At 70.2% G+C, this 18,635-nt stretch carries 17 protein-coding genes and 5 tRNA genes; 5 read left to right on the plus strand and 17 right to left on the minus strand.

Going from position 1 to position 18,635, the window contains the following annotated elements:
- Nucleotides 1-173: 173 nt before the first annotated feature.
- From ACZ4O3_RS24140 to ACZ4O3_RS24150, 3 genes are read right to left on the minus strand one after another with little or no spacing between them, the layout of a single operon-like run.
- The gene (locus ACZ4O3_RS24140) at nucleotides 174-1,331 is read right to left on the minus strand and encodes a D-alanine--D-alanine ligase family protein (RefSeq protein ID WP_362721595.1); all 1,158 of its coding nucleotides are present in this window, start codon (nucleotides 1,329-1,331) and stop codon (nucleotides 174-176) included.
- 59 nt (nucleotides 1,332-1,390) lie between these two features.
- Nucleotides 1,391-2,401: an NAD(P)H-dependent glycerol-3-phosphate dehydrogenase gene (locus tag ACZ4O3_RS24145; protein WP_362721598.1), complete on the minus strand. Its 1,011-nt coding sequence runs from the start codon at nucleotides 2,399-2,401 to the stop codon at nucleotides 1,391-1,393.
- Entirely contained in the window at nucleotides 2,398-3,162 is a 765-nt protein-coding gene (locus ACZ4O3_RS24150) for a lysophospholipid acyltransferase family protein (protein ID WP_362721601.1), read from the minus strand. The genes ACZ4O3_RS24145 and ACZ4O3_RS24150 overlap by 4 nt, the downstream gene beginning before the upstream one ends.
- 178 nt (nucleotides 3,163-3,340) lie before the next feature.
- On the opposite strand from ACZ4O3_RS24150, the gene cofC reads away from it, so the two are divergent.
- Both cofC and ACZ4O3_RS24160 read left to right on the plus strand, forming a co-directional pair.
- Entirely contained in the window at nucleotides 3,341-3,979 is a 639-nt protein-coding gene (cofC, locus tag ACZ4O3_RS24155; protein WP_467724182.1) for a 2-phospho-L-lactate guanylyltransferase, read from the plus strand.
- 9 nt (nucleotides 3,980-3,988) lie between these two features.
- Nucleotides 3,989-4,192: a hypothetical protein gene (locus ACZ4O3_RS24160; protein ID WP_362717307.1), complete on the plus strand. Its 204-nt coding sequence runs from the start codon at nucleotides 3,989-3,991 to the stop codon at nucleotides 4,190-4,192.
- 172 nt (nucleotides 4,193-4,364) lie between these two features.
- Here the strand turns inward: ACZ4O3_RS24160 and ACZ4O3_RS24165 are convergent, their stop codons facing one another.
- The 4 genes from ACZ4O3_RS24165 to leuC form a co-directional block, all read right to left on the minus strand.
- Nucleotides 4,365-4,973 carry an HU family DNA-binding protein gene (locus ACZ4O3_RS24165; protein WP_362717310.1) on the minus strand — a complete coding sequence of 203 codons (609 nt, stop codon included), beginning with the start codon at nucleotides 4,971-4,973 and terminating at the stop codon, nucleotides 4,365-4,367.
- Between the two features lie 136 nt (nucleotides 4,974-5,109).
- The gene (locus ACZ4O3_RS24170) at nucleotides 5,110-5,343 is read right to left on the minus strand and encodes an SCO5555 family protein (RefSeq protein WP_362717313.1); all 234 of its coding nucleotides are present in this window, start codon (nucleotides 5,341-5,343) and stop codon (nucleotides 5,110-5,112) included.
- A gap of 288 nt (nucleotides 5,344-5,631) precedes the next feature.
- Nucleotides 5,632-6,225 carry a 3-isopropylmalate dehydratase small subunit gene (leuD, locus tag ACZ4O3_RS24175; protein ID WP_467724184.1) on the minus strand — a complete coding sequence of 198 codons (594 nt, stop codon included), beginning with the start codon at nucleotides 6,223-6,225 and terminating at the stop codon, nucleotides 5,632-5,634.
- A gap of 6 nt (nucleotides 6,226-6,231) precedes the next feature.
- Nucleotides 6,232-7,662 carry a 3-isopropylmalate dehydratase large subunit gene (leuC, locus tag ACZ4O3_RS24180; protein ID WP_362717317.1) on the minus strand — a complete coding sequence of 477 codons (1,431 nt, stop codon included), beginning with the start codon at nucleotides 7,660-7,662 and terminating at the stop codon, nucleotides 6,232-6,234.
- 205 nt (nucleotides 7,663-7,867) lie between these two features.
- On the opposite strand from leuC, the gene ndgR reads away from it, so the two are divergent.
- Nucleotides 7,868-8,584 (plus strand): IclR family transcriptional regulator NdgR, encoded by a 717-nt coding sequence (gene ndgR, locus ACZ4O3_RS24185; protein ID WP_003993203.1) that lies wholly within the window; start codon nucleotides 7,868-7,870, stop codon nucleotides 8,582-8,584.
- Between the two features lie 85 nt (nucleotides 8,585-8,669).
- Here ndgR and ACZ4O3_RS24190 read toward each other — a convergent pair whose 3' ends face one another.
- Entirely contained in the window at nucleotides 8,670-9,170 is a 501-nt protein-coding gene (locus tag ACZ4O3_RS24190; RefSeq protein ID WP_362717321.1) for a DUF4188 domain-containing protein, read from the minus strand.
- Between the two features lie 89 nt (nucleotides 9,171-9,259).
- On the opposite strand from ACZ4O3_RS24190, the gene ACZ4O3_RS24195 reads away from it, so the two are divergent.
- Entirely contained in the window at nucleotides 9,260-9,904 is a 645-nt protein-coding gene (locus tag ACZ4O3_RS24195) for a MerR family transcriptional regulator (protein ID WP_467724185.1), read from the plus strand.
- Nucleotides 9,905-9,975: 71 nt separating this feature from the next.
- On the opposite strand, the gene ACZ4O3_RS24200 is transcribed toward ACZ4O3_RS24195, so the two are convergent.
- The 9 genes from ACZ4O3_RS24200 to ACZ4O3_RS24240 form a co-directional block, all read right to left on the minus strand.
- Nucleotides 9,976-10,048, minus strand: a tRNA-Glu gene (locus tag ACZ4O3_RS24200).
- Nucleotides 10,049-10,076: 28 nt separating this feature from the next.
- Nucleotides 10,077-10,148: transfer RNA gene (locus ACZ4O3_RS24205), tRNA-Gln, on the minus strand.
- Nucleotides 10,149-10,169: 21 nt separating this feature from the next.
- Nucleotides 10,170-10,242, minus strand: a tRNA-Glu gene (locus tag ACZ4O3_RS24210).
- 22 nt (nucleotides 10,243-10,264) lie between these two features.
- Nucleotides 10,265-10,337: transfer RNA gene (locus tag ACZ4O3_RS24215), tRNA-Glu, on the minus strand.
- Between the two features lie 39 nt (nucleotides 10,338-10,376).
- Nucleotides 10,377-10,448, minus strand: a tRNA-Gln gene (locus tag ACZ4O3_RS24220).
- Nucleotides 10,449-10,539: 91 nt separating this feature from the next.
- Nucleotides 10,540-11,262 carry an HAD family hydrolase gene (locus ACZ4O3_RS24225; protein ID WP_362717327.1) on the minus strand — a complete coding sequence of 241 codons (723 nt, stop codon included), beginning with the start codon at nucleotides 11,260-11,262 and terminating at the stop codon, nucleotides 10,540-10,542.
- Nucleotides 11,263-11,468: 206 nt separating this feature from the next.
- The gene (gene gltX / locus ACZ4O3_RS24230) at nucleotides 11,469-12,953 is read right to left on the minus strand and encodes a glutamate--tRNA ligase (RefSeq protein WP_362717329.1); all 1,485 of its coding nucleotides are present in this window, start codon (nucleotides 12,951-12,953) and stop codon (nucleotides 11,469-11,471) included.
- The gene (locus ACZ4O3_RS24235) at nucleotides 12,946-13,731 is read right to left on the minus strand and encodes a fumarylacetoacetate hydrolase family protein (RefSeq protein WP_362717332.1); all 786 of its coding nucleotides are present in this window, start codon (nucleotides 13,729-13,731) and stop codon (nucleotides 12,946-12,948) included. Before ACZ4O3_RS24235 ends, gltX begins: the two co-directional genes overlap by 8 nt.
- 131 nt (nucleotides 13,732-13,862) lie before the next feature.
- The gene (locus ACZ4O3_RS24240; RefSeq protein WP_362717338.1) at nucleotides 13,863-14,051 is read right to left on the minus strand and encodes a hypothetical protein; all 189 of its coding nucleotides are present in this window, start codon (nucleotides 14,049-14,051) and stop codon (nucleotides 13,863-13,865) included.
- Nucleotides 14,052-14,623: 572 nt separating this feature from the next.
- Between ACZ4O3_RS24240 and ACZ4O3_RS24245 the strand changes: the two genes are divergently transcribed.
- Nucleotides 14,624-18,631 carry a nitrate- and nitrite sensing domain-containing protein gene (locus tag ACZ4O3_RS24245; protein WP_467724186.1) on the plus strand — a complete coding sequence of 1,336 codons (4,008 nt, stop codon included), beginning with the start codon at nucleotides 14,624-14,626 and terminating at the stop codon, nucleotides 18,629-18,631.
- Nucleotides 18,632-18,635 lie beyond the last annotated feature (4 nt).

Raw genomic sequence — 18,635 nt, forward strand, 5'->3', positions numbered from 1 at the left:
GTCGCCGGTCGTCCACGTCCCCAGCCTTCGGGCCGCCGGGAGGCGCCCCCACCACGCTGCCGCCCGCCGCCCTGCGGTGGGTCGCGCCAGACCCCGCTCACCGGCGTCGTGTGCTGGTTCGTCGTGGCGTGTCGCGCGGTTGCTCCTCCCCGGCCATCGGCTGAGGGGGCGTGTCAGCGCAGGCCCGTCGAGCGGTTCAGCGCCGCCTGGATCAGGCGGTCGATCAGGTCCGGGTAGCTGACGCCGGTCGCCTGCCACATCTGGGGGTACATCGAGATCGGGGTGAAGCCGGGCATCGTGTTGATCTCGTTGATCACGAAATCGCCGTCCTCGGTGAGGAAGAAGTCCGCGCGGACCAGCCCCTCGCAGGACGCGGCCTCGAAGGCGTCCACCGCGAGCGCCTGGATCTCGGCGGTCTCCGCCTCGGTCAGCGGGGCCGGGACGATGCCGGGGGTCGAGTCGATGTACTTGGCCTCGAAGTCGTAGTACGCGTGCGTGTCGGCCGGCGGGATCTCGGCCGGCACCGAGGCGCGCGGGCCGTCCTCGAACTCCAGGACGCCGACCTCCAACTCACGGCCGCGCAGCGCCGCCTCGACCAGGATCTTCGGGTCGTGGACCTGTGCGGTGGCGATCGCCTCGTCCAGACCGGAGAGGTCGTCGACCTTGGTGATGCCGATCGACGACCCGGCCCGCGCGGGCTTCACGAACAGCGGCCAGCCGTGCTCGCCCGCGAAGTCCACGATCCCGCGGCGGGCGGCGGACTCGTCCTGCTTCCACTCGCGGGGACGGATCACCAGGTACGGGCCGACCTTCAGCCCGAACGAGGTGAACACCCGCTTCATGTACTCCTTGTCCTGCCCGACGGCCGAGGCGAGCACGCCGGAGCCGACGTAGGGGACGCCGGAGAGCTCCAGGAGGCCCTGCAGGGTGCCGTCCTCGCCGTAGGGTCCGTGCAGCATCGGGAAGACGACGTCGACCTCGCCGAGCGCCTTGGGCACGGAGCCCGGCTCGCTGTAGACGACCTCGCGGTTGGCCGGGTCGACGGGGAGCAGCACGCCGCCCTCGGTGGACTCGGCGAGGTCGCCGACCTCGGGCGTACGGCGGTCGCTGATCGCCATGCGTTCGGGTTCGTCGGCCGTGAGCACCCAGCGGCCTTCCCGCGTGATGCCGATCGGCAGGACGTCGTACTTCGTCCGGTCGATGGCGCTCAGCACGGCTCCGGCGGTGACCATGGAGATCCCGTGCTCGGAGCTGCGGCCGCCGAACACGACGGCCACACGGGGCTTGCGAGCGGGCTGCTCAGGGCTTTGGGAGAGGTTCTCGATGCTCATATCGCGATGAGAGTACCCGGTGGTAGGGCCCCGATACAGCGTCCGCCGGGTGCGTTCGCTCAGCGTCGCTCGGGCTTCGCGCTGCGCGACATCAGCTCCTTGAGGGCGACCACCGGCGGCTTGCCCTCGTGCACGATGTCGACCACCGTCTCGGTGATCGGCATCTCCACGCCGTGCCGGCGGGCGAGATCCGCCACGGACTCGCAGGACTTGACGCCCTCGGCGGTCTGCCGGGTAACCGCGATGGTCTCCTCCAGGGTCATGCCCTTGCCGAGGTTGGTGCCGAAGGTGTGGTTGCGGGACAGCGGCGAGGAACAGGTCGCCACCAGGTCGCCGAGGCCGGCGAGGCCGGAGAAGGTCAGCGGGTCGGCGCCGAGCGCGACACCGAGTCGGGTGGTCTCGGCGAGGCCGCGGGTGATGAGCGAGCCCTTGGCGTTGTCACCGAGCCCCATGCCGTCGGCGATGCCGACCGCGAGCCCGATGACGTTCTTGACCGCGCCGCCGAGTTCGCAGCCGATGACGTCGGTGTTGGTGTACGGCCGGAAGTAGGGGGTGTGACAGGCGGCCTGGAGGCGCTCGGCGACCGCCCCGTCGGTGCAGGCGACCACGGCGGCGGCCGGCATCCGGGCCGCGATCTCACGGGCCAGGTTGGGGCCGGTGACCACGGCGATACGGTCCTGGCCGACCTTGGCGACGTCCGCGATGACCTGGCTCATCCGCATGGTGGTGCCGAGTTCGATGCCCTTCATCAGGGACACCAGCGTGGTGCCGCGCGCGAGCAGCGGCGCCCAGTCGGCGAGGTTGGCGCGCATGCTCTGCGAGGGCACCGACAGGACGGTGAAGTCGGCGCCCTTCGCGGCCTCGGCGGGGTCGGTCGTGGCCCGCAGGTTCTCGGGGAGTTCCACGCCGGGCAGGTAGTCGGGGTTGGTGCGGCCGGAGTTGATGGCCTCGGCCACCTCCGCCCGCCGCGCCCACAGGGTGACCTGGCACCCGGCGTCGGCGAGCACCATCCCGAAGGCCGTACCCCATGAACCCGCGCTGAAGACCGCCGCCTTGGCAGGCATGCTCACTTGCCGCTCTCCTCTTCCAGACCGCTCTGCGCACGCGTCCGGCGCCGCTGCTCGATCCGCACCTGGCGTGGATCGTAGGGGGTCTCGGGAGCCTTCTCGCCGCGGATCTCCTCCAGCTGGCGCGTGATCGCCGCCATGATGACCTCGGTCGCCTCCCTGAGGACGTCCTGGGTCATCTCCTTGTCGTAGAAGCGGCTGAGATCGACCGGCGGGCCCGCGAGGACATGGTGTGTCTTGCGGGGCAGCAGGCTGGGCTTCTTCGCGTACGGCGGCAGCAGTTCGTTGGCACCCCACTGGGCGACCGGGATCACCGGGCACTTGGTCTGCAGGGCGACCCTGGCGGCGCCGGTCTTGGCGGCCATCGGCCACTGGTCCGGGTCGCGGGTGATCGTTCCCTCGGGGTAGAAAGCGACGCACTCGCCGCGCTCCACGGCGTCGATCGCGGCCCGGAAGGCGCTGAGGGCGTCGGTGGACTCGCGGTAGACGGGGATCTGGCCGGTGCCCCGCATGGCGGCGCCGACGAATCCCTTCTTGAAAAGCCCGCTCTTCGCCAGGAATCGTGGAACACGCCCGGTGTTGTACTGATAGTGCGCGTAGGCGAAGGGGTCGATGTGGGAATTGTGGTTCACCGCGGTGATAAATCCACCCTCTGCCGGAATGTTCTCCATTCCGCGCCAGTCCCGCTTGATCAGGACCACCAGCGGCGGTTTGCAGAGCACTGCAGCGAAGCGGTACCAGAAGCCGATTCTCCGGCGGGGCACGCGCACACCTTCCTCTAGGACTTCTTCCCGGTCCCCGGGACTTCCTCTCCCGGACCGGGGGGCCGGGAGAAGTGTCACCCCGGACCGCCGGTCTGTCGAGGAACACCGTACGCCTCGCCGCCGCGCCCGCCTCGGGGCCCGGGTGACAATGAGGCAACAAGGGAGGGACGGTACGTCGGTGCAGTGGACCTTGGTGATACCCCTCAAGCCCCTGGCGCGAGCCAAGAGCAGGCTCGCGGACACCGCGACGGACGGGCTGCGTCCCGGACTGGCGCTGGCCTTCGCCCAGGACACGGTGGCCGCGGCGCTGGCCTGTCAGGCCGTGAAGGATGTGGCGGTCGTCACGGACGACACGCTGGCCGGACACGAGCTCTCGGCGCTGGGTGCGCACATCGTCCCGGACACGCCGGGAAGCGGCCTGAACGCCGCTCTGCGGCACGGCGCGGCGGTCGTACGCGCGTCGCGTCCGGAAAGCCCGGTGGCCGCCCTGAACGCCGACCTGCCGGCGTTGCGTCCGCTGGAATTGTCCCGGGTGCTCGACGCCGCCGCGGAATTCCCGCGCGCTTTTCTCCCGGACGCGGCGGCTATCGGCACCACCCTGCTGGCCGCGGCCCCCGGCAATGAATTGGCACCCGCATTCGGCCCGGATTCCCGCGCCCGCCACACCGCCTCGGGCGCCGTGGAACTGCGGCCGGCCGGGGTGGAGTCGGTGCGCCAGGACGTGGACACGGGCGCCGACCTGCGCACGGCCCTGGCCCTGGGCGTGGGCCCGCGCACGGCGGCGGTGGCGGCGCGCCTGCTGATCCCGGACCAGTAGGCTGCCGTCATGCAGGCGACCGCATACACGTACGACCCCGAGAGCCGCAGCGGCCAGGTGCTCCTGGACGACGGGACCGCGGTGCCCTTCGACGGTGTCGCGTTCGAGGCGGGCGGGCTGCGACTGCTCCGTCCCGGTCAGCGCGTGCGGATCGAAACCGAGGGGGCCGGAGCCGGCCTCCGGATCACCTTGGTGACGTTGCAGACACTCTGAGGCGGGAGACCAGGGGCGACGCGAGTCCTCCGGGGCCGAAGGCCGGGAGGGGAACTGCGCTACCGGCCCCCGTCAGGCCGCACCCGGGAGCGCGACCCGTGCCGGACACACCGCGGGCCGGACTCCCCCAGGAGTCCGGCCCGTCGCGTGAGTATCCCCGGGACGCCGGTGCCTAGCGCGCAACCGTCTTCTTGGCGGTGGCCTTCCGTGCCGTCGACTTCTTGGCCGGCGCCTTCTTCGCGGTGACCTTCTTGGCCGGCGCCTTCTTCGCGGTCGTCTTCTTGGCCGTGGCCGTGGCCTTCTTCGCGGTCGCCTTCGCCGTGGTCTTCTTGGCGGCAGCCGTCGTCTTCTTGGCCGTCGTCTTCTTCGCGGTGACCTTCTTCGCGGTCACCTTCTTGGCGGTGCTCTTCTTCGCCGCCGCCTTCTTGACCGTCGCCGAAGCGCCGCCGGTCAGGCTGCCCTTGGGCGCCTTCTTGACCGCGACCTCGCCGCCACGCGGGAGCTTCTTCGAGCCGCTCACCAGGTCCTTGAAGCCCTGACCGGCGCGGAAGCGCGGCACGGAGGTCTTCTTGACCCGAACCCGCTCGCCCGTCTGGGGGTTGCGGGCGTAACGCGCCGGGCGGTCCACCTTCTCGAAGGACCCGAAGCCCGTGACCGAGACCCGGTCACCCGCGACCACCGCACGGACGACGGCGTCCAGAACCGCGTCGACAGCCTCGGCCGCCTGCTGGCGGCCGCCCATCTTGTCGGCAATCGCTTCTACGAGCTGCGCCTTGTTCACGTCTTCCCCTTCGGAGACATCGCCAGAACGAAAGTGTTCAAGCTTTTTCGCACGTTAGGCAGATATATACCGCAAATCAAACACGAAACGGGCTTATCACCCTTGTGCCGCAACGGACTCGGTCGTCCAGGGCGGTTCAGTCAGCGTTCTCTTCGGGGAATCGACCCGCGTCGAGGTCCGCATTGAACCGTTCCAGCCGTCTTGCCGCGTCGGCGATGTCGTGCTTGGCCGCGGCCGTAATGACCAGCAGCTTCCGGGTCAGCGCCATCCGTACGCCCTCCGGGACTTGCAGTGCGCGCACTGTTGTGTGCGCTTCCTTCAGTTGGTCCGCGACCGCCGCATAGAGCTGGAGTTGGCCGTCGTGTTCCATGCACAGATTGTGCCATCTGGGGCGAGTTGTCGCCTGCGCAGGGGGCAACTGCCGCCTCAAATGGCCTTCCGGGCACTTGCGGAAGCCACGGATACAGCACTCACCTACCCCCACAACATCCGTCCTAACGTGGGAAGTTGGCAAGACCTGCGACAACGCGAGCGTCCGTTCGGGTGCAGACATGGCTGTACCCCCAATCGTGGCGATCGGGGGTACAGGCGGAGCGTGGCGGTGGCTGAAACCAGCCGTATTCAGATGTGGTCGATCAGGCCGGAAGCGGGCTCCCGATCAGCTCTGCAGCGTCCTCGGCTTGTACGACGGCCGCTTGGTCTCGTACGCGGCGATGTCGGCCTCGTTCTGGAGGGTGATGGAGATGTCGTCCAGCCCGTTCAGCAGCCGCCAGCGGGAGTTCTCGTCCAGCTCGAAGGAGGCGGTGATGCCCTCGGCGCGCGCCTCACGGGCCTGGAGGTCGACGGTGATCTCGGTCTGCGGGTCGCTCTCGGTGAGCGCCTGGAGCGCGTCCACGGTCTTCTGCTCCAGCACGACCGTGAGCAGGCCGTTCTTCAGCGAGTTACCCCGGAAGATATCCGCGAAGCGGGACGAGATGACGGCCTTGAAGCCGTAGTTCTGCAGCGCCCAGACGGCGTGCTCACGCGAGGAGCCGGTGCCGAAGTCGGGGCCGGCCACCAGGACGGTCGCCCCCTGCCGCTCGGGCCGGTTGAGCACGAACTCGGGGTCCTTCCGCCAGGCCTCGAACAGCCCGTCCTCGAAACCGTCCCTGGTGACCTTCTTGAGCCAGTGAGCAGGGATGATCTGGTCGGTGTCGACGTTGGAGCGGCGCAGCGGGACGGCCCGGCCGGTGTGTGTGGTGAATGCTTCCATGGCTGATCAGACTCCAGCGGGCGTACGAACGTCGGCGTCGGACAGGTCGGCGGGCGAGGCCAGGTGGCCCAGGACGGCCGTGGCGGCCGCGACCTGCGGCGACACCAGGTGGGTACGGCCGCCCTTGCCCTGCCGGCCCTCGAAGTTGCGGTTGGAGGTGGACGCGGAGCGCTCACCCGGCGCCAGCTGGTCGGGGTTCATGCCCAGGCACATCGAACAGCCCGCGTGCCGCCATTCGGCGCCGGCCTCCTTGAAGACGACGTCCAGACCCTCGGAGACGGCCTGCAGACCGACCCGCGCGGAGCCCGGGACGACCAGCATCCGTACGCCGTCGGCGACTTTGCGGCCCTCGACGATCGCGGCCGCGGCGCGCAGGTCCTCGATGCGCCCGTTGGTGCAGGAGCCTACGAAGACGGTGTCCACCTTGATGGACCGCAGCGCCTGTCCGGCCTCCAAGCCCATGTACTCCAGGGCCTTTTCGGCGGCGAGGCGCTCCGAAGCGTCTTCGTACGAAGCCGGGTCGGGGACGTCCGCCGAAAGCGGTGCGCCCTGGCCGGGGTTGGTACCCCAGGTGACGAACGGAGAGAGGGCGGTGGCGTCGATGTGCACCTCGGCGTCGAAGACCGCGTCCTCGTCCGTCCGCAGGGTCTTCCAGTACTCGACCGCGGCGTCCCAGTCGGCGCCCTCGGGGGCGTGGGCGCGGCCCTTGATGTACGCGAAGGTGGTCTCGTCGGGGGCGATCATGCCCGCGCGGGCGCCGGCCTCGATCGACATGTTGCAGATGGTCATGCGGGCCTCCATCGAGAGCTTCTCGATGGCGGAGCCGCGGTACTCCAGGATGTAGCCCTGGCCGCCGCCGGTACCGATCTTGGCGATGATGGCCAGGATCAGGTCCTTGGCGGTGACGCCCTCGGGCAGCTCGCCGTCGACCGTGATGGCCATGGTCTTCGGGCGGGCCAGCGGCAGCGTCTGGGTGGCCAGCACGTGCTCCACCTGGGAGGTGCCGATACCGAACGCGAGCGCGCCGAAGGCGCCGTGCGTGGAGGTGTGGGAGTCACCGCACACGACGGTCGTACCGGGCTGGGTCAGACCCAGCTGCGGGCCGACGACGTGCACGACACCCTGCTCGACGTCGCCCAGCGGGTGCAGCCGGACGCCGAACTCGGCGCAGTTCTTGCGCAGCGTCTCCAGCTGGACCCTGGAGACGGGGTCCGCGATGGGCTTGTCGATGTCGAGGGTCGGGGTGTTGTGATCCTCGGTCGCGATGGTGAGGTCGAGGCGGCGCACCTGGCGGCCGTTCTGGCGCAGACCGTCGAAGGCCTGCGGGCTGGTCACCTCGTGCAGCAGGTGCAGATCGATGAAGAGGAGGTCGGGCTCGCCCTCGGCGCGCCGGACGACATGGTCGTCCCAGACCTTCTCCGCGAGTGTCCTACCCATCGCTTTCCCTCCGGCCGGCAGACGTGCACCGGCCCAACTAGAGATCTTGAGGTAGCGGCTGCCCGTTCTCCGGGCCCCTGAAGTCGTGGTTCCGGGCTTCCGCCGCCGGGCCCGTTGGTTCGCGGGCCACTGTGTCCATCCAGGGTGGCGCGTTCCACCGAAAATTGAACTTGCGTTTCACAGAGTGAGACGTGAGTATCGTTGCATGGACAACAGTAGCGGCGTCGGCGTTCTGGACAAGGCGGCCCTTGTCCTGAGCGCTCTGGAGTCCGGTCCGGCCACCCTCGCGGGTCTGGTCGGAGCCACCGGACTGGCACGGCCCACGGCCCACCGGCTGGCCGTGGCCCTGGAACACCACCGCATGGTGGCACGCGACATGCAGGGCCGTTTCATTCTCGGGCCGCGACTCGCGGAGCTGGCCGCGGCGGCCGGCGAGGACCGCCTGCTCGCGACGGCGGGCCCGGTGCTCACGCACCTGCGGGACATCACCGGCGAGAGCGCGCAGCTCTATCGACGCCAGGGGGACATGCGGATCTGCGTGGCCGCGGCGGAGCGCCTGTCCGGCCTTCGGGACACGGTCCCGGTCGGCTCGACGCTCACGATGAAGGCGGGGTCCTCGGCGCAGATCCTGATGGCCTGGGAGGAGCCGGAGCGGCTGCACCGGGGCCTGCAGGGCGCCCGTTTCACGGCGACGGCCCTGTCGGGTGTCCGCCGCCGCGGCTGGGCCCAGTCGATCGGCGAGCGCGAGCCGGGGGTCGCTTCGGTGTCGGCGCCGGTACGGGGGCCCTCCAACCGCGTGGTGGCGGCGGTCTCCGTCTCCGGGCCGATCGAGCGCCTGACCCGGCACCCCGGCCGGATGCACGCCCAGGCGGTCATCGACGCGGCGGGCCGCCTCTCCGAAGCCCTGCGCCGAACCGGCTGACACCTCCACCGGGAGAGGCCGGCCTCAACGCCGCGGCAGGTCTTTCCCGACGGGAGTGAAGCCTCCCGTGAGGGCGCTGGGCAGCTCAGCTCCCGGAGCGATGAGCGAACCGGTCCTTCGCGTACCGGCCCCGTCTCTCCACCGGTACGACTCCGCTCGCCGCGCCCAGCCCGAAGCGAGGCATGTCGAAGTAGATCGACTCGTACGCACCCTCGGGCGCCACGTACGCCTCGTGCCACAGCCCGACGTGCCCGCGCAGCTTCCCCGCGCGCTCCTTGCGGTTCACGATGCTCCACACCTTGTGGTGGAACAGTTCGGGCGAGCTCGCGTACGCGTACAGCTTCTCCTTGGACTCCCAGTACTGGACGACGTAGTACGTGCGTGGCGAGGCCGTCAGCAGGATGCGTCCCAGCAGGCCCCGGCCGGGGTCCCGTTCGAGCTCGCGCAGCATGCGGAACATCGACAGCCCGACCGGCAGCCACTGGTGGACCGCCCAGAAGTGGTTGACCCGCATGCCGATCAGCACAACGACCGCGTCGCCCTCGTGCGCCGCGGTCGTACGGCCCGGAATCGGTTTCGCGAACATGACGACGCCCCCGGATCCTCATCGGATAGCAGCACTATCCTTCTCTTCGATGCTTGGATAGTGGCACTGACCGAAGAAGGGCGCAAGACATGCGGCTTGCCCGGCTGAGCGAGCGCAGCGGCGTGTCCGCCGCGACGATCAAGTACTACCTGCGCGAAGGCCTGTTGCCGCCGGGCCGCCAGGTCAACGCCACCACCGCCGAGTACGACGAGGAGCACCTGCGGCGCCTGCGGCTGGTGCGGGCGATGATCCAGGTCGGCCGGATCCCCGTGGCCACCGTCCGCGAGGTGCTCGGACACGTCGACGACGACTCGCTGGGCCGCACGATCAGGGTGGGCGCCGCACTGTGGGCGCTGCCGCAGGTGCCCGAGCCGGACGAGGATGACGAGTTCGTGCGGAGCGCGCACCAGGAGGTCGACGCCCTGCTGGACGTCCTCGGCTGGGAGAACGCCAAACAGCTGACGACCATCTCCCCCGCGTACCGCCGGCTGGTGGTCGCGGTGGCCGCGTTCCGCCGGCTCGGTTACGACTGGGACGCCGAACTCCTCGTGTCGCACGCCAAGTTGATGCACCAGGCAGCCGTCGCCGACCTGGACTTCCTGGAGACCCACCAGTCGGAGGAGGAGAAGGTGGAGGTCGCGGTGGCCAGCGCGGTCCTGGTGGAGCCGATGCTCCAGGCACTGCACCGGCTGGCCCAGGAGGAGGAGACGGCCCGCCGCTACGGTTTCGAGTGAGCGGGCGGGCGGCATACGGCGGTACGACGAAGGCCCCTCACCGAAGTGAGGGGCCTCGCTCTTTCCTTCTGTACCCCCGACCGGATTCGAACCGGCGCTACCGCCTTGAGAGGGCGGCGTGCTAGGCCGCTACACAACGGGGGCATGGATCTTACGTTTCCGCAGATCCGAGCTGGTCTACCTGGACTCGAACCAAGACTAACTGAACCAGAATCAGTCGTGCTGCCAATTACACCATAGACCAATGATGGTTTAGACCAGTTCGTACCCCCGACCGGATTCGAACCGGCGCTACCGCCTTGAGAGGGCGGCGTGCTAGGCCGCTACACAACGGGGGCCCTAGCGATCCTTCGATCACCGTACCCCCGACCGGATTCGAACCGGCGCTACTGCCTTGAGAGGGCAGCGTGCTAGGCCGCTACACAACGGGGGCTTGCGGATTTGATCCGCTCGTGCAGATGAGCTCTGCGAGCTGGCCTACCTGGACTCGAACCAAGACTAACTGAACCAGAATCAGTCGTGCTGCCAATTACACCATAGGCCACTGGAACGCAAGCCCCTGCGGGGATCTTGTTCTAGTTTCGCGTCTCCGGTTCCGGCCTTTCGGCCCGCTCCCCGGCGGCGCAGGAAGAACATTACCTGAAGGTGGACGGGGCTCCAAAACGGGTATCGGCGCGGAGGATCGCGGGCAGTTCGGCGAGGGAGCCGATCCGGTGGCCGCCGGCCGGCGCTATCCCGGCCCCGTGCCGGTCGAGCCAGACCGACAGCAGTCCGGCGTCCGCGGCACCGCGTCCGTCGATCTCCGGGTGGTCGCCGACGTACGCGACCTGGTGCGGGGCCAGTTCCAGCGCCTCGCAGGCGGCGAGGAAGGCTCCGGCCGCGGGCTTGGAGACGCCCAGTTCGGCGGCGCAGAGGATGGCCTCGAAGCGGTCGTGGACCCCGAGCGTGCGCAGTTTGTGGTCCTGGACGTGAAGGCTGGAGTTGGAGAGCACGGCGTGTCGGTGGCTGGCCGCGAGCGCGTCCAGGGCGGGCAGGACGTCCGGGAAGAGCGTCCAGGCCGTCTCGTAGTGGGCCCGGTAGCGGCGGAACCAGCCGTCGGCCTCCTCGTCGGTCAGCTCCTCGCCCAGGAACACCCGTACCCGGTCCAGGCGCTGCCCCTCGAAGGTGACCTCGCCCGCCGAGAACCGCGCCCACTGCGCGTCGGTGATCTCCCGCCACCGCACCAGTGCCGCTTCCGCCCCCTCCGGGCCCGCGAGCAGTCCCTCCGCCTCCAGATGCGCCCGCATGCCCTCGCGGTCGGCGCTCGTGTAGTCGAAGAGAGTGTCGTCCACGTCCCAGACCACGGCCCTGATCGTCATGGCACCGACCGTACTCCGCGACCGCCGGCGGCGGGACCGCGGGCCCGGCACCGGGCCGGTGCCGGGCGCGCGCCCGCCTCAGGTGCGCGGGAGAGGTCCAACGCCCGCGCAGAAGGCGGGACTTGGCGGTGAGAGCGGGCTTTCGCAGACGCCTGAGGGGCGGCACCCGAAGTCCACGGGTGCCGCCCCTCACCTGCGCCCGCGTGTTACGCGGTCAGCTTCGCCAGCGCCGCGTCGATCCGCGCCAGCGTCTTCTCCTTGCCCAGGATCTCCAGGGACTCGAAGAGCGGCAGGCCGACCGTGCGTCCGGTGACGGCCACCCGGACCGGCGCCTGGGCCTTGCCGAGCTTGAGGCCGTGGGCCTCACCGGCGGCCAGGACGGCCTCCTTCAGGGACTCCGCGGAGGTCCAGTCGGCCGACTCCAGCTTCTCGCGGGCCGTGGCCAGAAGGGCGTCGCTGCCCTCCTTCATCGCCTTCGCCCAGGACGCCTCGTCGCGGACCGGCTCGGGCAGGAAGAGGAAGTCGACGTTGTCGGTGATCTCCGACAGGACCTTCAGGCGGGTCTGGGCGTGCGGGGCGACCGCCTGCCACTGAGCCTCGTCGAAGTCCTCCGGCGCCCAGGGGGCGACCGGGGCCTTCAGCCAGGGGGCGCAGCGTTCCGTGAAGTCCTTCACGTCCAGCATGCGGATGTGGTCGGCGTTGATCGCCTCGCACTTCTTGAGGTCGAAGCGGGCCGGGTTGGGGTTCACGTCGGAGATCTCGAAGGCCGCCACCATCTCCTCGATCGAGAAGATGTCCTGGTCGGCGGAGAACGACCAGCCGAGCAGCGAGAGGTAGTTCAGCAGGCCCTCGGGGAGGAAGCCGCGCTCGCGGTAGAGGTTGAGCGAGGACTCCGGGTCGCGCTTGGAGAGCTTCTTGTTCCCCTCGCCCATGACGTAGGGGAGGTGGCCGAAGGCCGGGACCTGCTGGGCGATGCCGAGCTCGATGAGCGCCTTGTACAGGGCGATCTGGCGCGGGGTGGAGGAGAGCAGGTCCTCGCCGCGCAGGACGTGGGTGATCTCCATCAGGGCGTCGTCGACCGGGTTGACCAGCGTGTACAGCGGGGCGCCGTTCGCGCGGACGATGCCGTAGTCCGGGACGTTCTCCGCGGTGAAGGTCAGCTCGCCGCGGACCAGGTCCGTGAAGGTGATCGTCTCGTCGGGCATCCGGAAGCGGACGATCGGGGTGCGGCCCTGCGCCTTGTACTCCATCACCTGGTCGGCGGTCAGGTCGCGGCAGTGGCCGTCGTAGCCGGACGGCCTGCCGGCCGCGCGGGCGGCCTCACGGCGGGTGTCCAGCTCCTCCTGGGAGCAGTAGCAGTGGTAGGCGTGGCCGGCGTCGAGCAGCTTACGGGCGACGTCGGCGTAGATGTCCATGCGCTGGGACTGGCGGTACGGCGCGTGCGGGCCGCCGACCTCGGGGCCCTCGTCCCAGTCGAAGCCCAGCCAGCGCATCGCGTCGAGCAGCTGGCCGTAGGACTCCTCGGAGTCGCGGGCCGCGTCGGTGTCCTCGATGCGGAAGACCAGCGTGCCCTGGTGGTGCCGGGCGAACGCCCAGTTGAACAGGGCGGTGCGGACCAGGCCCACGTGGGGGTTACCGGTGGGCGAGGGGCAGAAACGGACGCGTACGGGGGAGCCGGGTGCGCTAGCCACGCTTGACAACCTTGTTGGTGAGAGTGCCGATGCCTTCGATGGTGACGGCGACCTCGTCGCCGACGTTGAGGGGGCCGACCCCTGCCGGGGTGCCGGTGAGGATCACGTCGCCGGGGAGCAGCGTCATGGCCTCGGTGATGTTGACGATCAGGTCCGCGATGGAGTGGATCATCTCGCTCGTACGGCCGAGCTGGCGCTGTTCGCCGTCGACGGTGAGCTGGATCGTCAGGTCGGACGCGGTGGCGAGGTCCAGGTCCGTCTCCACCCAGGGGCCGAGCGGGCAGGCGGTGTCGAAGCCCTTGGCCCGGGCCCACTGCTTCTCCCGCCGCTGGATGTCGCGGGCGGTGACGTCGTTGGCGCAGGTGTAGCCGAAGATGACGTCCTGGACGCGCTCGCGCGGGACCTCGCGGCACAGACGGCCGATGACCACGGCCAGTTCCGCCTCGTGGTGGAGGTCCTGGGAGAACGAGGGGTACTGGATCTCGTCGCCGGAGCCGATCACCGAGGTGGACGGCTTGAAGAACGCGAACGGGGCGTCCGGGACCTCGTTGCCCAGTTCCCTGGCGTGCTCCGGGTAGTTACGGCCGAACGCGACGACCTTGTTGGGGAGCACCGGCGGGAGCAGCCGCACCTTGTTCAGCGGGACCTTCGTGCCGGAGAGCTCGAAGTCCGTGAACGGAATGCCCTTGATGATGTCGAGGACGAGTTCGTCCTGCTTGTCGCCCTCGACGGCGCCGAAGGCGACGTTCCCGTCGATGGAGAACCTGGCGATGCGCACGGGATCCTTGCGCCCCTCACTGAGCCGGCTGGAGTCTGACACTCCAGGCTAGCGCGGTAGGGGGTGGCCGCCGTGAAGCCAGCCCGGTGACCCGGCGGGCGGGCGATCGGCGGCCGTGCCCGTACCGGCGGCTACTCGGCGGCCGAGGCCGTGACCGGGACGTCCATGAGGACGGTGCGCCGCGGGTTGGCCGTCTGGGCGGGGAGTTCGAGGGAGTGCTCGGGGAATTCCGGGGTCTGCAGTTCCTCGGCGTCCTTGAGGTGGGCGAGGGTGGTGCGCCGGGGGTTGGCTATGTTGCGGAACATCATCGTCGTCTTCACGGTTGTCGTGGACCCCGTCATGTGTCGGTTGGCAGAAACTTCCCTCTTGTAAAGCGCCAGGCTAAACATCGAATTCCCGGCGGAAGCCGCCGAGTAGCCGTGATCCGCGTGTGAGTTTGCTCACGAAGTCGAGCTCAAACCGGGCATTCCCGGCCGACAACTCACCGCAACGAAACGGACATTGCCGCGCCGAACCTGTCATTCCGCTCCTGATCATGGCGACTGGGACACGAGTGAGGCGCCTGCGACTGGCAGGGATACGCCCGTTATGTACGCGATCGACTTCGACGTCTCGTAACGTGTCACTCACGCGCTGTCACGGAGGTCACAGCTCGGTCCACGGCCCTTGTTGGAGATCCGGCACTGTGCTGGAATTCCACGGACCGCCGCGGGATCCAGCCGGCGCGCAGGGGCGCAACGCAGCGCCGGGTGGCGGCGAGACAGGGGGAGCCAGCGCCGGTCACACTCACGACCAACAGGGGGCGCGCATTCAGGGCGCTCCCCTCTATCAACGCCGACACCGTGTCTCTCCGTTCAGCGGAGGGGCGCCTGGTCCAGAGGTTGCGACGCTAGTGCAGGGACGTTTCAAGAGGGATGGCAGCGCTTCGGCGGAGCCTGAGGCGCACGGCGGGACCGACCGCGGTTCCTCGCCCCAGCACGCCCAGAACCCGGCCCCGGCCGGCGGTGGCGACGGCGGCGAGCGCTCCGGGCGCCCTGCCGTGTCGGCGTCTTCGACGGCTTCGGGATCTTCGGGCCCCCAGCCGACCGCCGCACCGGCGCCCACGACCAAGCCCGCGGGCCCGTCCGGCCCCGGCTCGCGCATAGCACTGCGCAACTGGCGCATCTCCACGCGCCTGGTGTCGCTGCTCGCGCTCCCCGTGGTGGCGGCGACCTCGCTGGGCGCGGTCCGCATCAACCAGTCACTCGACAGCATTCAGCAGCTCGACAACATCAAGCTGCTGACCGCCATGACCAAGCAGGCCACCGAGCTGGCCTCCCAGCTCCAGGCGGAGCGCGACGAGACGGCCGGCCCGCTGGCGCACGGCACGTCGGTCGACAACATCGCGGTCAAGGGCCTTGAGGCCCAGACCGACCGCGCCCGCGAGAACTTCCTCAACGCCTCCGAGGCCATCGACACCGCGAGCAAGAACGGTCAGCTCCAGGGCGTCCGGGACAGCCTCGTCGGTCTGGCCGGCCAGCTGGACGACCTGGCGAAGATCCGCAAGGACGCGTACCAGCAGAAGGAGAACTCGACCCAGACGGTCGAGGCCTACCACCGGCTGATCACGCAGCTGATCGACCTCTCGCAGGACATGGCGCAGGCCTCCAGCAACCCGGAGATGATCCAGCGCACCCGCGCCCTGGCGGCGTTCTCCACCGCCAAGGAGTACGCGTCGGTGCAGCGAGCGGTCATCGCCGCGGCCCTGCCCGCGAACGACTCGAGCACCGGCGACCTCTCCGAGAACGACCGCCTCTACGGCGAGTCGGCCCAGGAGAGCGAGACCTCCGAACTGACGATCTTCCGGAAGATCTACGCGGGCAACGCCGCCGAGCTGCTCAAGCCGGTCGACGAGAACAACCCGACGATCGAGGCCGCCAACACCTACTCCAAGCGTGCGCTGGGTGCCCAGAACGGTCTGAACGAGCTGGCCAAGCGGTCCTACCGCGACTGGGTGGACGACAGCTCGACCAAGATCGAGCAGATGAAGAAGATCGAGCACACGCTGCTCGAGGACATGGAGCAGAAGGCCCGCGAGCTGCGCTCCTCCTCCGAGCAGGAAGCGATCGTCTCCGGTGCGCTGATCCTGCTCGTCCTCGGTGTGTCGCTGGTCGGCGCCTTCATCGTGGCCCGCTCCATGATCCGCTCGCTGCGCCGCCTCCAGGAGACCGCCACCAAGGTCGCCCAGGACCGGCTGCCCGAGCTGGTCAAGCAGCTCTCCGAGTCCGACCCGCAGGACGTCGACACGTCCGTGGAGTCGGTCGGTGTGCACTCCCGGGACGAGATCGGCCAGGTGGCCGCGGCCTTCGACGACGTGCACCGCGAGGCCGTCCGCCTCGCCGCCGAGCAGGCCCTCCTGCGGGGCAACGTCAACGCGATGTTCACCAACCTCTCGCGCCGCTCCCAGGGCCTCATCCAGCGTCAGCTCTCGCTCATCTCCGAACTGGAGTCCCGCGAGGCCGACCCGGACCAGCTGTCCTCCCTCTTCAAGCTCGACCACCTCGCGACCCGTATGCGCCGGAACGGTGAAAACCTTCTGGTCCTCGCGGGCGAGGAGCCCGGCCGCCGCTGGACCCGCCCGGTCCCGCTGGTCGACGTGCTCCGCGCCGCCGCGTCCGAGGTGGAGCAGTACGAGCGCATCGAACTGGCCGCCGTGCCGACCACCGAAGTGGCCGGCCGCGTGGTCAACGACCTCGTGCACCTGCTCGCAGAGCTGCTGGAGAACGCCACCTCGTTCTCCTCGCCGCAGACCAAGGTCAAGGTCACCGGTCACGCGCTGCCCGACGGCCGCGTCCTGATCGAGATCCACGACACCGGTATCGGTCTCTCCCCGGAGGACCTCGCGGCGATCAACGAGCGGCTCGCCTCGCCGCCCACCGTGGACGTCTCGGTCTCCCGCCGCATGGGTCTGTTCGTGGTCGGCCGGCTGTCCCAGCGGCACGGCATCCGCATCCAGCTGCGTCCCTCCGACTCCGGTGGTACGACCGCGCTGGTCATGCTCCCCGTGGATGTCGCGCAGGGCGGCAAGAAGCCCGCTCCCGGCAAGCCCGGTGCTCCGGCGCAGTCCGGCGGTCCGGCCGCCGCGCAGGCCGCGGCCGGTGCGGCCGCGGCCCGGCGGGGCGGCGGCCAGGGCGGTTCGCTCGGCGCGGGCGCTCCCGCGGCGGCCCTCGGCGGCGGCGGTGCCGGTGCGCGCGGTGGTGCCCTCGGTTCGGGCGGCCCCTCCGGTGGACTGCTCGGCGCCGGTGCGGCTCCCCGCGGCCAGGTCGGCGCGGGCCAGGGTCCTCGGGCCGCGCTGCCCGGCGCGGGCCAGAGCGGCGGCCGTCCCGGTGCGCCGGGCGGTGCCCGCGGCCAGCAGGGTCCGGCGGCTCCCCCGCAGGGCCGGCCGGGCGGCGGTTCCTTCGGCGACCAGGACGCGTTCGGCAACCAGCAAGGCTCCTTCGGCGGTCAGGACGCCTTCGGCGGTCAGGACGCCTTCGGTGGTCAGGACGCCTTCGGCAACCGGGGTCCGGTCCCGCCGCAGCGCTCCGGCTCCCCCTCCGACCAGGGCCGTCAGCCGCAGCTGCCGCCGCGCGGTGGCCCGCGGGCCGAGCTGCCCGGCGGCAACCCGCAGCAGGGCAGGCCCAGCTGGAGCGACGACAACGCCCAGCCGCCGCTCTCCCGTGCCTCGCTGGACACCCCGCGCGGCCACGATGAGCAGGACCCGTCGCAGACCGCGCCGATGCCCCGCATCGACGACCGGCAGGACCTGGGCGCCACCTCGCAGATGCCGGCGATCCCGCAGGGGCCGTCGTCCACCGGCGAGTTCCCGCGCCCGGACTTCAACCTGCCGAGCGGCTCGCAGAACACCGGCTCGTACTCCCGCCCGGGCATGAACGGCCAGCAGGACACCGGCTCGTTCCCCCGCCCGGGCATGAACGGCCAGCAGGACACCGGCTCGTTCCCCCGCCCGGGCATGAACGGCCAGCAGGACACCGGCTCGTTCCAACGGCCCGGCACGGCCGGTCCGCAGGACACGGGCTCCTTCCCGCGGCCCAACGTCAACGGCCCACAGGACTCGGGGCAGTTCGTCCGCTCCGACGTCTTCGGCGGCCAGGGCGGACCGCAGGGCGGTTCCCAGAACACCGGCCAGTTCGCGGCTCCTCAGGGCTACGACAACGGTTCCACCGGCCAGTTCGGCGCACCGCAGGGCTACGACAACGGCTCGACCGGCCAGCACCCGCTGCCCGGCCACCAGAACGGCTACCCGGGCAACGGCCGCCACAACACGGGCCAGTTCGAGCGTCCGGGGACCAACGGCCGCGGTACCGACTTCGGCGCGGCACAGCGTCCGCCGGCCCCGCCGGTCCGCCAGGAGCCCGAGGCGCTGCCGCCGGCCAGCGGTCCCGGTGACGGTCGTACCCCGCTGTACGACACGCTGGAGACCAACTGGTTCCACGGCGGCCAGCAGGAACAGCAGCAGTACCCGCAGCAGAGCAGCGGCCACGGGAACGGCTCGGCGCCGATCCCGCCCGCTCCTGCCCAGCAGCCGCCGGCTCCGGCCGCCGCGGCCCCCCAGCGTCCCGCCCAGGCAGCCTGGCGCACCTCTCCGAACGACGACCTCGTTCGGCAGGCGGAGCGTGTACGGCAGCCGGCGGCGGGCGGTGTCACCACCTCCGGTCTGCCGCGCCGGGTGCCCAGGGCGAACCTCGTCCCGGGCACGGCTCAGCAGCAACAGCACCACACCGGTCCGCAGGTCTCGCGTGCGCCTGACGACGTCCGCGGCCGGCTGACCAATCTCCGTCGGGGTATCGCGCAGGGTCGGCAGGCCGGCGGCCCGCAGACCGGCAGCTTCCCGAGCCCCACTCACCAGCAGGAGCGTTAGTTGA

The organism is Streptomyces sp. NPDC026515 (assembly GCF_055567595.1).

Coding starts and splice junctions, on each gene's coding strand:
- ndgR (WP_003993203.1), top strand. CDS start 7,868: ATGGACAACAGTAGCGGCGTCGGCGTTCTGGACAAGGCGGCCCTTGTC.
- ACZ4O3_RS24190 (WP_362717321.1), bottom strand. CDS start 9,170: ATGTTCGCGAAACCGATTCCGGGCCGTACGACCGCGGCGCACGAGGGC.
- leuD (WP_467724184.1), bottom strand. CDS start 6,225: ATGGAAGCATTCACCACACACACCGGCCGGGCCGTCCCGCTGCGCCGC.
- ACZ4O3_RS24225 (WP_362717327.1), bottom strand. CDS start 11,262: ATGACGATCAGGGCCGTGGTCTGGGACGTGGACGACACTCTCTTCGAC.
- leuC (WP_362717317.1), bottom strand. CDS start 7,662: ATGGGTAGGACACTCGCGGAGAAGGTCTGGGACGACCATGTCGTCCGG.
- ACZ4O3_RS24160 (WP_362717307.1), top strand. CDS start 3,989: ATGCAGGCGACCGCATACACGTACGACCCCGAGAGCCGCAGCGGCCAG.
- ACZ4O3_RS24170 (WP_362717313.1), bottom strand. CDS start 5,343: ATGGAACACGACGGCCAACTCCAGCTCTATGCGGCGGTCGCGGACCAA.
- ACZ4O3_RS24140 (WP_362721595.1), bottom strand. CDS start 1,331: ATGAGCATCGAGAACCTCTCCCAAAGCCCTGAGCAGCCCGCTCGCAAG.
- ACZ4O3_RS24195 (WP_467724185.1), top strand. CDS start 9,260: ATGCGGCTTGCCCGGCTGAGCGAGCGCAGCGGCGTGTCCGCCGCGACG.